The sequence below is a fragment of the Flaviramulus sp. genome, assembly GCF_982512915.1.
Map to the genome: position 1 here is coordinate 128,707 of NZ_CEWOCJ010000002.1, position 16,257 is coordinate 144,963.

At 30.0% G+C, this 16,257-nt stretch carries 13 protein-coding genes; 3 read left to right on the forward strand and 10 right to left on the reverse strand.

All coding sequences use genetic code 11. The annotated features are described in order from the left end of the window. Positions 1 to 35 precede the first annotated feature (35 nt). The 7 genes from AC1XJX_RS02185 to recR all read right to left on the reverse strand — a co-directional run bounded on the left by AC1XJX_RS02185 (position 36) and on the right by recR (position 6,263). Entirely contained in the window at positions 36 to 1,286 is a 1,251-nt protein-coding gene (locus AC1XJX_RS02185; RefSeq protein WP_482002327.1) for a competence/damage-inducible protein A, read from the reverse strand. Continuing rightward, positions 1,286 to 1,627 (reverse strand): Hpt domain-containing protein, encoded by a 342-nt coding sequence (locus AC1XJX_RS02190; protein ID WP_482002328.1) that lies wholly within the window; start codon positions 1,625 to 1,627, stop codon positions 1,286 to 1,288. Before AC1XJX_RS02190 ends, AC1XJX_RS02185 begins: the two co-directional genes overlap by 1 nt. After that, entirely contained in the window at positions 1,628 to 2,239 is a 612-nt protein-coding gene (locus AC1XJX_RS02195) for a fumarylacetoacetate hydrolase family protein (RefSeq protein WP_482002329.1), read from the reverse strand. An 18-nt stretch (positions 2,240 to 2,257) separates the two neighbouring features. Then, on the reverse strand, positions 2,258 to 3,034 hold the full coding sequence (locus AC1XJX_RS02200) for an exonuclease domain-containing protein (protein ID WP_482002330.1): 777 nt from the start codon (positions 3,032 to 3,034) through the stop codon (positions 2,258 to 2,260). Positions 3,035 to 3,109: 75 nt separating this feature from the next. Next, positions 3,110 to 4,447 carry a dihydrolipoamide acetyltransferase family protein gene (locus tag AC1XJX_RS02205; protein WP_482002331.1) on the reverse strand — a complete coding sequence of 446 codons (1,338 nt, stop codon included), beginning with the start codon at positions 4,445 to 4,447 and terminating at the stop codon, positions 3,110 to 3,112. 88 nt (positions 4,448 to 4,535) lie between these two features. Further along, positions 4,536 to 5,633, reverse strand: coding sequence for a glycosyltransferase family 2 protein (locus AC1XJX_RS02210; RefSeq protein WP_482002332.1), 1,098 nt, complete (start codon positions 5,631 to 5,633; stop codon positions 4,536 to 4,538). A gap of 12 nt (positions 5,634 to 5,645) precedes the next feature. Further along, a complete protein-coding gene (gene recR / locus AC1XJX_RS02215) occupies positions 5,646 to 6,263 on the reverse strand; it encodes a recombination mediator RecR (protein WP_482002333.1) in 618 nt (205 codons plus the stop codon). 79 nt (positions 6,264 to 6,342) lie between these two features. Between recR and AC1XJX_RS02220 the strand changes: the two genes are divergently transcribed. Further along, complete coding sequence (locus AC1XJX_RS02220) at positions 6,343 to 7,803, forward strand: sodium:solute symporter (protein WP_482002334.1); 1,461 nt, start codon at positions 6,343 to 6,345, stop codon at positions 7,801 to 7,803. On the opposite strand, the gene AC1XJX_RS02225 is transcribed toward AC1XJX_RS02220, so the two are convergent. Beyond that, positions 7,774 to 8,136 (reverse strand): CoA-binding protein, encoded by a 363-nt coding sequence (locus AC1XJX_RS02225; protein ID WP_482002335.1) that lies wholly within the window; start codon positions 8,134 to 8,136, stop codon positions 7,774 to 7,776. The genes AC1XJX_RS02220 and AC1XJX_RS02225 overlap by 30 nt on opposite strands. A gap of 96 nt (positions 8,137 to 8,232) precedes the next feature. Here AC1XJX_RS02225 and AC1XJX_RS02230 point away from each other — a divergent pair, with 96 nt between their 5' ends. Beyond that, on the forward strand, positions 8,233 to 10,725 hold the full coding sequence (locus tag AC1XJX_RS02230; RefSeq protein ID WP_482002336.1) for a TonB-dependent receptor domain-containing protein: 2,493 nt from the start codon (positions 8,233 to 8,235) through the stop codon (positions 10,723 to 10,725). Positions 10,726 to 11,192: 467 nt separating this feature from the next. Here the strand turns inward: AC1XJX_RS02230 and AC1XJX_RS02235 are convergent, their stop codons facing one another. Then, positions 11,193 to 12,200 carry a 3-oxoacyl-ACP synthase III family protein gene (locus AC1XJX_RS02235; RefSeq protein ID WP_482002337.1) on the reverse strand — a complete coding sequence of 336 codons (1,008 nt, stop codon included), beginning with the start codon at positions 12,198 to 12,200 and terminating at the stop codon, positions 11,193 to 11,195. A 159-nt stretch (positions 12,201 to 12,359) separates the two neighbouring features. Between AC1XJX_RS02235 and htpG the strand changes: the two genes are divergently transcribed. Then, on the forward strand, positions 12,360 to 14,270 hold the full coding sequence (gene htpG / locus AC1XJX_RS02240) for a molecular chaperone HtpG (RefSeq protein ID WP_482002338.1): 1,911 nt from the start codon (positions 12,360 to 12,362) through the stop codon (positions 14,268 to 14,270). Positions 14,271 to 14,504: 234 nt separating this feature from the next. Here the strand turns inward: htpG and AC1XJX_RS02245 are convergent, their stop codons facing one another. Next, positions 14,505 to 16,247, reverse strand: a complete 1,743-nt coding sequence (locus tag AC1XJX_RS02245; protein WP_482002339.1) for an alpha-amylase family protein — start codon at positions 16,245 to 16,247, stop codon at positions 14,505 to 14,507. Positions 16,248 to 16,257 lie beyond the last annotated feature (10 nt).

A 16,257-nucleotide genomic window follows, 5' to 3' on the forward strand; every position in this document is an offset into this window, starting at 1 on the left:
TATAAAATCTTTAATTTATGACAACGTAATTTTTATCAATTTTTAAAAATTTCTTTTTGAAGCATTTCGAGAGCCTTATTTACAGCTTTATTAATGACTCTTGCACGATGATTTCCAAAGTTAAATTCTTTAGAAAAAACACTATTTTTTGTAGCTATAGCAATAAAAACGATGCCAACCTCTGCATTTGAATCGCCCTTTAACGGACCTGCGTTTCCTGTAGTTGAAATAGCAAAATCTGATTTGTATAATTTCAATACATTTTGGGCCATTGCCTCTGCAACTTGACTACTAACTACAGAATATGTGTCAATTAAATGTTCTGAAACATTTAAAACGTCAATTTTTGATTGTGTTGAATAAGCTATAATACCACCTTTTAAGTATTTTGAAGCACCAGAATTTGCGGTAAACAACTCTGCCAATTTACCACCTGTACAACTTTCCGCTACTGCTAACGTTTTTTCAATTTTAGTTAATTGATTTCCAATTACAACTTCCTCATTACCATCTTCATCTTCATAACCAAAAAATTCATTTTCAATTAATGGCAATACTTTTTCTATTTGTTGGTGAATTTCTTCTTCAACTTTTTGCTTATCAAACCCTTTTGTAGATAGGCGTAATCTCATTTTACCTAAACTTGGCAAATAAGCTAATTTTATATGCTTAGGTAAGGCATCTTCCCAAGCTTCAATTCTATCGGCAAGTGTACTCTCACCCAAACCATAAATCAGTAAGGTTTTATGTAAAATATAAGGACAATGGTACTTATCCTTTAATCTAGGAATAACTTCATTTGAAACTAAGGCCTTCATTTCGAAAGGCACACCTGGTAATGAAATGAAAGTTTTATTATCTTTTTCAAGCCACATACCTGGTGCTGTTCCAACCTTATTCATTAAAACAGTTGCTTTTGATGGCACTAACGCTTGATCTTTATTTACTTGAAGTAGTGTTTGCCTAACATATTGCTCCCATATAGACTCAATATTTTTTAAGACTGAATCATCTAGAATTAAAGTATCGTTAAAATATTCAGCTATAGTTTTTTTAGTAATATCGTCTTTAGTCGGACCTAATCCGCCTGTTAAAATAATAACATCAACATTACTTTCAGCATCTTTTAAAGCTTTTAATATATGTGTTTTATCATCTTGAACAGAGGTTATTTGATAAACAGATACCCCAATTTTATTAAGTTGTTGTGCTATAAATGCAGAATTGGTATCAATAACTTGACCAATAAGAAGCTCTTCTCCAATTGTTATTATTTCTGCTAACATTATAAATTAAAATCTGAGCGTATTTCTTCTAAAGCATTATCTACCGCAATTAATACAACTTCAAGTTGGGGTGTAATATCTAAATCCTTTTTCTCAAACTTACCCCAATCTTGTACTTCTATTAAAGTATCAAGCACACCTAATTCGAATAAATCAATAGTAGGCTTCATTTTATGTGCTGCTTGGTAAGTATTATAATAATCCTTTTCTGATACAGCTTTTTTTAATCGATCGGCGTCAACAGAGACTTCTTCTAAAAAGGCTTCTGCAAGAGTTGAGATAAAATCTTCATCATTATCAGCTAACTCACGAACTCTATATAATTTGTAATGTTGCTCCATTTATTTTACAGTTATTGAAAACATTTCTTTAGTTCCTATAAATCCATTTAATTTATCGTTAGCAATTACTTTGCCAACTCCTGATGGCGTTCCCGTAAATATAATATCTCCTATCTTTAAAGTAAAATATTTTGATACATATTCTATAATTTCATCAATTTTCCAAAGCATGTGGCTTGTATTTCCTTTTTGCACAATATTATCGTTCTTTTTTAAAGAAAATTCAATATTATTAATATCATCTATCTCATTTACAGGCAACCAATTACCAATTACAGCGGCACCATCAAAAGATTTTGCTTTTTCCCAAGGAAGTCCTTTTTCTTTTAATTTACTTTGAAGATCTCTTGCTGTAAAATCTATACCAAGACCAATTTCTTCATAATATTTATGTGCAAATTTTTTATCGATATACTTACCAACCTTATTTATTTTAACTAATATTTCTACTTCATGATGTACATCATCAGAGAAATCTGGAATAAAAAACGGCTGTTTTTTTAAAAGAACTGCTGTATCTGGCTTAATAAAAATTACTGGCTCGGTTGGTTTTTCATTTTCCAACTCTTTTATATGCTCTGTATAATTTCTTCCAATACAAATTAGTTTCATTGTTTAGTTTTTTGATAATTAGTCTAACTTATTATTAAAACTTCTTAATTTAATGGCTGTTAAAACCTTTTTTGTGTACAGCGGAAAATCAGCATTCAACAACCAACCAAAATATCCAGGTTCACTTTGTAAAACATTATCTACTGTTTTCCCTTTATGTTTACCAAAAGAAAAACATTCTTCACCTTTTTTATTGTAAACTAAAAATCCCGCAAAATCTGCAAACTTTTTACGAGAACTGAACTCAGCTAAAAATTTTGTATCGTTTTCTATGTCGTCATATTTAGCTATTTGGGCTTTTAATACCTCGTAAGTTGCATTGGTATCTGCTTCCGCACTATGAGCACCATCTAAATTTTTATCACAATAAAATTTATAGGCAGCAGTTAATGTGCGCTGTTCCATTTTATGAAAAATAGTTTGCACATCAATTGCCAAACGGTTTTTCATATCAAAATCAACATCTGCACGAAGCATTTCTTCTGCTAGAAGAGGAATATCAAATCTATTGGAATTAAACCCTCCTAAATCAGAATCTTTGATAATGTTATGAATTTCTTTAGCTAAGACCTTAAAAGTTGGCTCATTAGCAACTTTCTCATCAGTAATTCCATGAATTTCAACAACCTCTTTTGGTATCGGCATTTCTGGATTCACCAACCATGTTTTACGTTCTTCTTTTCCATTAGGAAATACTTTTAAAATTGAAATCTCTACAATTCTATCTGTAGTTATATTAACGCCTGTAGTTTCTAGGTCGAAAAAACAAATGGGTTTTGTTAGGTTTAATTGCATTAGCTTTTTTATGTTTTGCAAAAATAAAAATCCAACCATTTAAAAGGGTTGGATTCAAAATACTTATTTTGCTGATTAAATCTCCCTGTTAATATCCCAAGCCTCTAAATAATCTTTAACAGCTTTCACGAATTGACCTCCTAAAGCACCGTTTATAACACGATGATCGTAAGAATGCGACAAAAACATTTTATAACGAATACCAATAAAATCACCCTCGGAAGTTTCTATTACAGCTGGTACTTTTCTAATAGCACCTAAAGCTAAAATACCTACTTGAGGCTGATTAATTATAGGTGTTCCCATAATACTTCCAAAAGTTCCTACATTGGTTACAGTGTATGTACCACCCTGAGTATCATCTGGTTTTAGTTTTCCCATTCTGGAACGACTAGCTAAATCATTCACCTGCTTGATCATACCAACTAAATTTAATTGATCTGCGTTTTTAATAACGGGTACAATTAAATTACCATCTGGTAAAGCTGCTGCCATACCTAAATTAACATTTTTCTTTTTTATGATTGTATTTCCTTGTAACGATATATTCATCATTGGGAAATCACGAAGTGCTTTAGCAACAGCTTCCATAAAAATTGGTGTGAAGGTTAAACTTTCACCTTCATGTTTCATGAAATTATCTTTAACTTTATTTCTCCAATTCCATATTTTGGTAACATCTGCTTCAATAAAACTTTGAACATGCGCTGAAGTTTTAACTGATTCGACCATATGGTGGGCTATCAATTTACCCATTCTTGTCATCTCAATAATCTCATCTTCACCATTTGAGATAACTGTTGTATTTTCAACTTTAGCAGTTATAATAGGTTTTAAAGCTGGATCTTGAATAACTTTTTCAACAATCTCATGACTTGAATATTGAGCTATTGGTTTACTATCACCTTTATTTTCTATATAATTTAAAATGTCGTTTTTAGTAACTCTACCTTCATTTCCCGTTCCTACTATGCTATCTAATTCTGATTGAGAAACACCTTCTTGTTTAGCAATATTTTTAACTAAAGGTGAATAGAATCTATTTTCAGTTGAAGTTACAGGTGCTGCTGTCTCCTTAGCGATAGCTATGGTTTGGGTAATTTGCTTTACTACTTCATATTGTTTAGTTTCTACTTCAATTTCATTATTATTTTCAGCATTATCATTACTGCCACTTATTTCAATAATTGCCAAAACCTGACCTACTTGAACAACGTCATCAACATTAAAAAACTTTTCAATTAAAACCCCCTCAACTTCACTTGGCACTTCACTATCAACCTTATCTGTAGCAATCTCTAATACAGGTTCATCTAATTCGATAGTGTCTCCAACTTCTTTTAACCAAGAGGTTATTGTTGCTTCTGCAACACTTTCTCCCATCTTTGGTAATTTAAGTTCAAACTTTGCCATATCAATAATGTAATTATTGTTTTTTATTTTTCGGTTGCAAAATTAACAAAAAAACATTGTTTTAAATAAATTATTTATAATTAAGTAATCAGAAATTAATAATTTCACCTCTAGAAACTGAATCATTACTTCCAACCACAAATTTAGCATTTTTAGGATATATTTTGAAAGTAATAGATTTGTTAAGGTTATTATTCTCAATATAATCAATGATTTTTTTAAAACTAAGCGAGTTAGAATCTAAGATAACTTCTGAATTATTTAGGATATTTCCTAAATCTAAGCTTAAAATTAGCTCTTTTTTTAGTTTAGTTTTTAAATAATCATTCATTTTATCAGAAACAAGTATATATCTTTTAACTTCTTTATTTTTTGTTTCAGGAACTTTATTAAATAAAAACGCTATTCTAATACCTAACCAAACCAAAACATCAAAAATGATATTTTTTTTAAAATGCTTCTTATAAAAAATTTGCATGGCACCATAAAATCTTCGAGCGTACAACTTATCTTTCAAGGTACTTTCTCCTTTGTAGTGAATAATTGTAGTCTCTCCAAAATAATAATTTAAATACCCTTTTTTTAGAACTTTATAAGAGATATCAATATCTTCTCCATACATAAAATAATCTTCATCAAAACCTTCAATTTCAGTATAAAGTTCTCGTTTTAAAAACATAAAAGCACCAACTAAAATTGGAACTTCTCCCGATTCATTTTCATTTATATGATTTGCATAATAGCCTTCTGAATTACCAAATATCTTTTTTAATGAAGTTTTTAAGTAAGGTATATTGCGTTTGCTTTCTGGTAAAAAAACACCAATACCATTAATTAATTTACAGCCTACAATACCTAGCTTTTTTTTATTTTGAATAAATTCAAAAATCTTCAAAAAAGTATCTTCTGCCACTACTGTATCAGGATTTAAAATACATAAGTATTCGCCTTTTGCTTTTGTGACTCCTATATTATTTCCTTTTGAAAAACCAGAGTTTTCTTTGTTTTCAATAAGCACGATATTTGGAAATAAATCCTTCACCATTTTACAACTATCATCAGTTGAATTATTATCAACCACAATAATTTCAGCTTCAAAAGTTGAAATAGCTGATTGTACACTTTTTAAGCAAAGCTCTAAAAAATAACGTACATTATAATTTAATATGACAACTGAGAGTTTCAAATACCTACAAGTTTATAGTTTTAAAGATGCTTCAAAAGGAATCCTATTTATAATACTTCTGCCTAAAGTAATTTCATCTGCATACTCTAATTCATCCCCTACAGAAATACCTCTGGCTATAGTAGATGTAAAAATGTTATAATCTTGAATCTGTTTATAAATATAAAAATTTGTAGTATCTCCTTCTATAGTTGAGCTTAAAGCAAAAATCAACTCCTTAACTTTACCTTCCTTTACTTTATTTACTAAAGTTTCGATATTTAAATCATGCGGTCCAATACCATCCATTGGAGAAATTTTACCACCTAAAACGTGATATAAACCTTTAAAAGAACTGGTGTTTTCAATAGCCATAACATCTCTAATATCCTCAACCACACAAACTATTTCACTATTTCTACTAGGGCTTGAACAAATTTCACATAGTTCAACATCACTAATATTATTACAAGATTTACAGAATTTTATATCATCACGCATGGTTTTTAAAGCCTCAGTTAGCGCATTGGTTTGCTCTTTAGGCTGTCTTAACATATGCAATACCAAACGTAATGCTGTACGTTTTCCTATTCCAGGTAGTTGCGACATTTCATTAACAGCTCGTTCTAATAATTTTGAAGAAAATTCCATAATCGCAAAATTACAATTTTAGATTTAAGTTTTATAGTTATCAATTGTAATTTGTATTTTGGCTTTGAATTATATTTTTATGACAGCAACACAAATTCTACTTTTAATTGGAGCTTATTTTGGGGTATTGATTTTGATATCCTATTTTACAGGTAAAGAAGATACCAATGATGCTTTTTTTAAAGCTAACAAATCAGCTCCGTGGTATTTAGTGGCTTTTGGAATGATAGGCGCTTCTTTATCTGGAGTTACATTTATATCTGTCCCTGGAATGATTGGTGGTGAGCAATTTGCTTACTTGCAAGGTGTTTTTGGTTTTTTTGTTGGGTATTTATTTATTCTATTTATTTTACTTCCCATTTATTACAAACTAAATGTTACATCAATTTACCAATATTTAGAGCAACGTTTTGGAAAAGTAAGTTACAAAACTGGTGCATTTTTCTTTTTACTTTCAAGAGTTACTGGAGCTTCTTTTAGACTGTTTTTAGTTGCATTAGCAATGCAATATATTGTTTTTGAAAGTATTAGTGTTCCTTTTTGGATTACCGTAGTTATCTCCATTTTATTGATTTGGATTTACACAAATAGAGGCGGTATTAAAACCATTGTTTGGACGGATACTTTACAAACTTTAGCCATGTTAGTATCTGTGGCTGTTGCTATTTTTTTAATTAATGAAAAGCTAGATTGGTCTTATGTTGAATTTTTAAATTCAGAAGCATTTGAAGCAAAAGGAAAAATTTTCTTTTTTGAAGATCCAAATGCAACTACCTATTTCTGGAAATATTTTATTGGTGGTATTTTTATTGCTATTGCCATGACTGGTTTAGACCAAGACATGATGCAAAAAAACCTGACTTGTAAAACACCCGAAGAATCAAAAAAAAACATGTTTACCATGGCTACCCTACTTGTTTTTGTAAACTTTTTCTTTTTATCTCTAGGCGCATTATTATTTATTTATGCAGAAAAATTTGGTTTGCAAATTCCTATTGTAGATGGAAAAACAAGAACCGATTTACTTTTTCCAGAAATAGCTATGAATCAAGGATTAGGAAAAGGGCTAGCAATAACTTTCCTTATAGGGTTAATAGCTGCAGCTTATTCTAGTGCTGATAGTGCTTTAACATCATTAACTACATCATTTTCTGTAGATTTTTTAAATATTGAAAAACTTCCAAAAGAAAATCAAAAACCATTAAGAAAAAAAGTACATGTTGGGGTTTCTATTTTGCTTATAATAGTTGTAATTGTTTTTAATAATCTTGAAGGAAACGTAGTTGGAAACCTATTTAAGTTTGCAACCTTTACTTATGGCCCATTATTAGGCTTATTTTCATTTGGAATTTTAACAAAATATCAAATTAAAGATAATTATGTATGGATAGTTGGAATACTCTCCATACTCATAACTTTTGCAATAACATCTTTACCGGAAAGTGTTATTGGTATCTATAAATTCCATTGGGAAATACTACCTTTAAATGGGTTGATTACTTTTATTGGATTAATACTGATTCGTAGAAAGCAAAACTAAAGTACAAGCAACTTCAAAAGAAATATGATGTGCTTTTAAAATTTTATAAAACTCAGGATTCTCTGTTCCAGGATTAAAAATAACACGTTCTGGGTTTAAAGAAACTAAATATTCATAATAATCTTTTTGCCTTTCTGGATTGATGTATAGGGCTATGGTATGAATGTTTTTATACGCAATTAGGGCATCATCAATAGTAACTCCCAAAATATCTCCACGAACCAAACCATAAGCAACAGTTTCAAATTCATTAGCAATTAAACGTTGTATGGCATAATTTGAATATCTATTTGCTTTTAGCGAGGCGCTAAAAACTAAGGTCTTTTTACTCATATGTTAAAATAATGTTAAGAGTTTATGTATCAAGTAACAAATATTAATTGAGGGCGTCTGAATAATAACAACATCAATCAAAATCAAACTAATCAAATGAAAAAATCACTTTTATGGTGCTTAACAGCACTATTCTTACATTCTTTTGCAAATGCATCAATCCCAAGAAAAAATACTGAAAAAACTGGTTCCATTTCTGGAATTGTATTAGACGCAGATTTAAAGCAACCCTTACCTTATGTAAATATAATTATTAAAAACACTTCAGGAGATATTATAACTGGTGGTATTACGCAAAATGATGGTTCTTTCGAAATTGAAAAGATACTAGAAGGCAACATGTTACTAAACATTCAATATATAGGTTACAAAACTTACTCAAAAAACATAACTATTGGTAATGGCAATTACAAAATAAATCTTGGAAATATACTTTTAGAAGAAGAAGCTGAAGGTTTAGATGAAGTTACTGTGGTGGCAGAAGTATCTACCATTCAACAAAAAGTAGATAGAAAAGTCATTACGATTGGTAAAGATCTTGCTGCAAGTGGCACAGCATCAGAGTTAATGATAGGTATTCCATCAGTAAATGTTGATACTCAAACAGGCGATATAAGCTTACGCGGAAATTCTAATGTACGCGTTATGGTAGATGGAAAATTATCTAACATTCCAACGGCTCAGTTATTAAAACAAATACCTTCCACAGCTATTAAATCTATTGAATTAATAACCAATCCATCAGCAAAATACAATCCGGAGGGGATGAGTGGTATTATCAATATTGTACTACATAAAAACACTATGGTTGGCTTTAATGGTAGTGCCAATGTAGGGCTTAGTTATGAGGTGGAACCGAAGTTTAATAGTGCCATAAACATGAATTATAGAAATGGTAAAACCAACTTTTTTGGAAACTACAGTAATAATATATCAAAAAACAGAAACATTGGACTTATATCTAGACCTGAAAATAACTCAGAACAGTTTTTTCGTTTCTTAGACAAAAGAAATAATAATCAATATAAACTTGGCGTTGATTTTTATTTAAACGATAAAAATACCATATCTGTATTTACAAATCAAAACGTATCAGAAAATAGTACTGTAGGAAGAACTACTGCTGTTTTTTATGATGATTTAGCTTTTAATCAAGATCAAATTTTTTCTAATCTTGGTGATAATACGGCATCAGAATATAACTTTGATTACAAATTAGATTTCACAAAAGAAGGCGAAAATATTGAATTAGAAATTGATCATAATATTTACAGAGGTGAAAACCCAGTATTTTTTGATCAAATTGAAGGTCCTCTGAGAGATTATACTGATTTTAATGAAACCGAAAACACACTAACAACTATAAATCTTGATTATGTAAATCCGTTATCTGAAAATTCAAAATTAGAATTGGGTTTACAAACTATTCTATTCAGCACTAATATTTTATACGCTTCTAATGGTGATTCTTTTAACGAAATTGGAAATTTAATACCAACACCAAGTACAGATTTTGATTATTCTAGAAATATTTATTCAGCTTATGCCAACTACAATAAGAAGTTTGACAAATGGACGTATCAAGTTGGAGTTAGACTTGAGAGTGTAAATGTTGATGCCATTGCTTTACAAACCGATGTAATAACCAATGATGTTTCAGAAATTCCATTTATTAATGATTATGTTCAAGCATATCCTTCTGTGTTTATAACATATAGCCCATCAGAAAAAAACGCATACCAATTAAGTTATAGCCGACGTGTTGACAGACCAGGAATTGGACAAGTAAACCCAATTAAAGAATGGAGTTCTCCGTTAATATCTTCTTTTGGCAAACAGGATTTAGAACCTCAATTCACCAACTCATTAGAAGTTAATTACACCAGAAACTTAAATAACAGTAAAGGTAGTCTTACAGGTGGCGTTTTTTATCGAGCCATCTCTAATGAAATAAATAGAGCTTTATTTATTGATAGAAGCGACGTAACATCAGGAAGAATTATTTTAACAAATGATAATTTTGATAACACATCAGCTTATGGCGTTGAGTTATCTACTAATTACAGACCAACAAAATGGTGGAGTATTAATGGTAGTTTCGATTTTTATTCACAAATTCAAAAAGGTATTGCTGAAAATATTAGAGATGGTATACTTATAGAAAATGCAACAATAGCAGATATTGAAACTAATGTAAATCAAGTAGCTAATACCGCTTGGAATTTTAGAATGTTTAATAACTTTAGCGTTAACGAAAAACTAGCATTTACAGCTTTTGGATTCTACAGAGGCATAAACAGAACACTACAATTTGACATGAGACCTATGTATTTTGTTAATTTAGGAATGAGATACAACTTCCTTGAAGCTAACAGAGCTACTTTTGCCTTTAATTATAATGATATATTTAATACCATGCGATTTGGTTTTGATGGCATAAGACCATTTGTACAAAATGGAGAGTTTAATTGGGAAAGCAATACATGGAACATAAGCATAAACTACAGATTTGGTGGCGAAAAATATAGAGCTAAATCTCGAAAACAAAGAGATGACAATACAAAATCTAGTAATGGTGGCTTTATCTAAATAAAATTTAATAACCTACATAATAATTGATGGTTAGTGTTAATGCTAGGATATTAGATAAGAAACCCCAAAACTTAAATGTTTTGGGGTTTTGATTTAAAAAAATAACTTATATGTTAAAAAATATGTTAAATTTTTAAATTAAAGATAATAATTACTGTAACATAGCGTTGAACGATTATACAATCGAACCAAAAACGAAAATTAATTATTTAGAGTTAGTCGTCTACACAAAAATTCGTATTTAAAGATTAGTATTACTAAAAAACTCGAAATTGATACTTCGGGTTTTTTGTTCTTATTCTGTTAAAAAAAGTTAAATAATAAAAACTGATACAATATTATTTAAATTTTTACGTCTAATAGAATAATTATTCTTCAGATAAGTGTTAGTTGAAGTTAATTAATAGCTAAAAAAACCCGAAACTTAATCGTTTCGGGTTTTTTGATTATCGAATTATTTATTTTTAACACCATTTAATAATAGCACTCGCCCAAGTAAAACCACTACCAAAAGCTGCTAATACTACATTATCACCTGATTTTATTTTACCTTGTTCCCATGCTTCAGTAAGAGCAATTATAACAGATGCAGCAGTTGTGTTTCCATACTTCATAATATTATTAAAAACCTGATCATCACTTAAATCAAATTTCTTTTGAATAAATTGTGCTATACGTAAGTTAGCTTGATGCGGAATCAACATATCTATATCTTCTTTTTTCAGCCCATTTTTAATAAGTCCTTCCATAATAACTTCACTAAAACGCACCACGGCATTTTTAAACACAAACTGTCCGTCCATGTATGGGAAATAAGAAACATCATCATCTCCTGCCTCCAAAATTTCTGGAACCCAATGCGCAATGCTTGGAGATTCTACTATTAATTTATCCGCATATTTACCTTCACTATGCAAATGCGTAGATAATACACCTTTAGTATTATCTTCTTCTCTTGTTAAAACACATGCACCAGCACCATCGCCAAAAATTACCGTTACACCTCTTCCACGCGTAGTTTTATCTAAACCATTACTGTGGTATTCTGCACCAATTACTAAAATGTTTTTATACATACCCGTTTTAATAAATTGGTCTGCAACCGACATAGCATAAACAAAACCAGAGCATTGATTTCTTACATCTAATGCGCCTATAGTTGGCATATCTAACATGTCTTGAATTTGAACACCACAACCAGGGAAATAATAATCAGGGCTCAAAGTTGCAAATACAATAAAATCGATATCATCCTTAGTTAAACCAGCTCTATCAATTGCTATTTTTGCAGCCTTAGCACCCATAACAGCCGATGTATCATTACTACCTTCTTTAATCCATCTTCGTTCTTTAATACCTGTTCGCTCTTGAATCCATGCATCGTTAGTATCTATAATTTTTGACAAATCGTCGTTAGTTACAACATTATCAGGCAAATACTTTCCTAAGCCTATTATTTTAGAATTATACATTATTATTTTCAGTTTAGATTTAGCAAATTACGAAATTAAATTTTTAAAAATTATATTAAAACATCCAAAACATATTGTGTCAGTTTGTCACTTTTTAACTATTGGTACTTTTTTTGTCTAGATTATAATATTAATATTAAATTATAAAACTTATATATCATGACAAAAGGAAACATTAATGTATCGGTAGAGAATATCTTCCCTCTCATTAAAAAATTCTTGTACAGCGATCACGAAATCTTTTTACGCGAATTAATTAGTAATGGGACTGATGCTACTTTAAAATTAAAACATTTAACTAGTATTGGTGAGGCTACTGTTGAATACGGAAACCCACAAATTGAAGTTAAAATTGATAAAGAAGGCAAGAAGCTTCACATTATAGACCAAGGTTTAGGTATGACAGCGGACGAAGTTGAAAAATACATTAACCAAATTGCGTTTTCTGGAGCGGAAGAATTTTTAGATAAGTATAAAGACTCTGCAAAAGATTCAGGAATTATTGGTCACTTTGGATTAGGTTTCTATTCTGCATTTATGGTAGCTAGTAAAGTAGAAATTATTACAAAATCTCATAAAGACGAACCTGCTGCTCATTGGGTATGTGATGGATCACCAGAGTTTTCTTTAGAACCTTCTGATAAAACTGATAGGGGTACTGAAATTATTCTTCATATTGCTGATGATTCAACAGAGTTTCTAGAAGAATCTCGTATTAGAGAACTTCTTATGAAATATAATAAGTTTATGCCTATTCCAATTAAATTTGGAACTAAAGAAATAAACGACCCTGATTTCACGCCTAAAACAACTAAAGATAAAGATGGCAAAGAAACAACTGAGCCACACAAAAAAATAACAATTGATAATATTATCAATAACCCAAACCCTGCATGGACAAAGCAACCAGCCGATTTAAAAGATGAAGATTACAAAGATTTTTATCGTGAGTTGTATCCAATGCAATTTGAAGAGCCTTTATTCAACATTCATTTGAATGTAGATTATCCATTCAACTTAACTGGAATTTTATACTTCCCTAAAATGGGACAAGATATGAATATCCAAAAAGATAAAATTCAATTGTACCAAAATCAAGTATATGTTACTGATAATGTTGAAGGCATTGTGCCAGAATTTTTAACAATGCTTCGTGGTGTTATCGATTCTCCAGATATTCCATTAAACGTATCTCGTTCATACTTACAGGCTGATGGCGCTGTAAAAAAGATTTCATCATACATTACAAGAAAAGTTGCAGATAAATTAAAGTCGTTATTCAATAGTAATCGTGAAGATTTTGAAGCAAAATGGAACGATATAAAAATCGTTATTGAATACGGCATGCTTTCAGAAGAAAAATTCTTTGAAAAAGCAGATGCATTTACTTTATATCCAAGTGTTGATGGAGCATATTATACTTTTGAGGAATTATCCAATAAAATTAAAGCAAATCAAACGGATAAAGATGATAAAATGGTGATCCTTTACGCTTCAGATAAAGATGCACAGCATAGTTATATTGAATCTGCAAAAGCTAAAGGTTATGAGGTGTTATTATTAGATTCGCCAATTGTTTCACATTTAATTCAAAAGCTTGAAAGCACAAAAGAAAATATATCTTTTGCACGTGTTGATGGTGATCATATTGATAATTTAATTAAGAAAGATGAAACCACTATTTCTAAATTAGATGACGATCAGAAGAAAGAATTAGATGCTGTTTTAAAAGAAATTATACCTTCTAAAAAATTCATGGTACAGCTTGAAGCAATGGATAGTAATGCATCGCCTTTTATTATTACACAACCAGAGTTTATGCGCAGAATGAAAGAGATGCAAGCTACTGGCGGAGGGGGTATGTTTGGTATGGGTAATATGCCAGAAATGTATAATTTGGTTGTAAATACAAACTCTGAATTAGTTGGTGAAATTTTAAATACCAAAACTAAAAAGAAGCAAGAGCGTTTAATAAACCAAAGTTTAGATTTAGCTAGATTATCTCAAGGCTTATTAAAAGGTGAAGAACTCACCAACTTTATTAAGCGTAGTTACGAGATGATTAAATAAGTTGATGCGCTGAAATTTTCAGCAACTTATATACATGTAAACCACTTTGTGAAAACAAGGTGGTTTTTTTATTCAAAATTTTAATTTGAAAAAAACTATATTAATTAATAAAGCTTGTAATTGAATTATTACAAGCTTTTTACTTACTGATTTCGATAACTTATTATAAATAAATTACTCCAAATAGCACTTAATTTTACTATTAATTTTTATTTGTAATTTTAAAGTAAAAATCTAAAAATTCAAAACCTCAGTTACACTAGAATCTGAATACTCTATTGAAAAATTATAGGTTTTAAGATTTGCTTTAAGTTGAGCTACATTACCATCAAAATTCCATAAAATATCGATAATGTCGTCTTTTGAATCATTTATTAGAATATCGCCAGAAAACGCTTTTAGCGTATTCCTTAAACGCATGATTTTTAGTTGATTTAAAACAACCTCTTTTTGAAGTCCAACTTCGATATCTTGTTTAGAAAGGGTAGTTCTATTAATTTCTTTGTGACCGGCACTTCCTCCCTTATCGGCAGCTTCATAATCATTTTTACCTGCGAAAACATCCAAATACCATACTTGAGGGATACCAGGCATAAACATCTGAATGGCTCTTGCCAGTAACATTTTTTGATCACTTTCTCCTAAAGCACTAAAAAATGTCGCATTTACTTGATAATAAGAAATCTTTTTACCTTCTGCATCGTATAGATTTTTAACTCTACCCCCACGATTCATAATGGTAGTCATAATGAATTCTATATCCTTATCTTCAAGCAAACCCTTGTTATAGGAACCATTTACTTCTTTCCCTTTTAAATCTAAAACAGGAATTCCATCATGGCAACCTAACATATTTACGGTGTTATAGCCTTTGTTAACTATTTCTTTGGCCCAAGTTAAAATAGCCTTACTTGATCCTTTTTCAAGAGTATGAATCATCAATGCTGGAAGAAAAAAATCGTAAATATAATACCCTTTTTTAGCAACTTCATCATGCAATCCTAAACCGTATTCAGCATGAATTTCTGGTAATAACATTAAATCGTTTTTATTGGCTATTTGTTGTATTCGCTCTAAATAATCCCAAGTTCCAGGTTTATTAAAAAAGTTTGTTTGTCCAACTTCTTTGTGTAAATACGCGAAGGCATCTAATCGTAAAATTTTACAACCAAAATCTTTTAATTTACTCAGAGTTTCATCATAAAAATTCCAAACTAATTCAGATTTTGCATTCACATCCATTTGCCCTAAGTAAGAACGATTTTGATTAACAATTCTTAAAATTTGATCTTTAAAAATATATTCCTCACCAAAATCAATAGCACTTATATCATCTCCAATTTCAATAGCATTATTAACTATTTCACATACTAATTGAGCTTTATCAAGAGGTAACCCAATAACTTTTTCTAAATCTTCAGAAGTAATTTTATTTAATGTAATTTGCTGATAAAAAGTATTCCAATAAGGCTGTTCTGTACCATCTGGAAATAGGACTTTCAAAATTGGAAGACCTGATTTTCTCATAAATAGTTTATTGAGAAACTCTTCCTTTGGAATAATTATAGCATCTTCATTAACAGTTCCAAAACCCTCCCAAAACGCATTCCAATTAATAAAAAAATCTTTGTATTTAGATTGATTTCCATTTTTTAATAAGTCTTTAAACTGTGGAGATGCAACAGATAAATGATTTAATACAATATCAAACTTTAATAAAATATTGAGGTGCTCTAAATCATTTAAATCTTCAGAAGAAACTAAATCTTTATTTAAATTATAATCAATAACAGAAAATCCTCTATCTAAATCGCTATTAAAAAAAGTAGGTAATACATAAAATAGAGAAAAAACATCTTTAAACTCGGGCATTTTAAGCATGCTAATTGTATCGCTTAGTTTTTCACCTATACTATCCGGATACGCGTTAAGCATTACACCTTTATAATTATTATCTGTACTAGATTTACTTTGCATTGACCGAGTG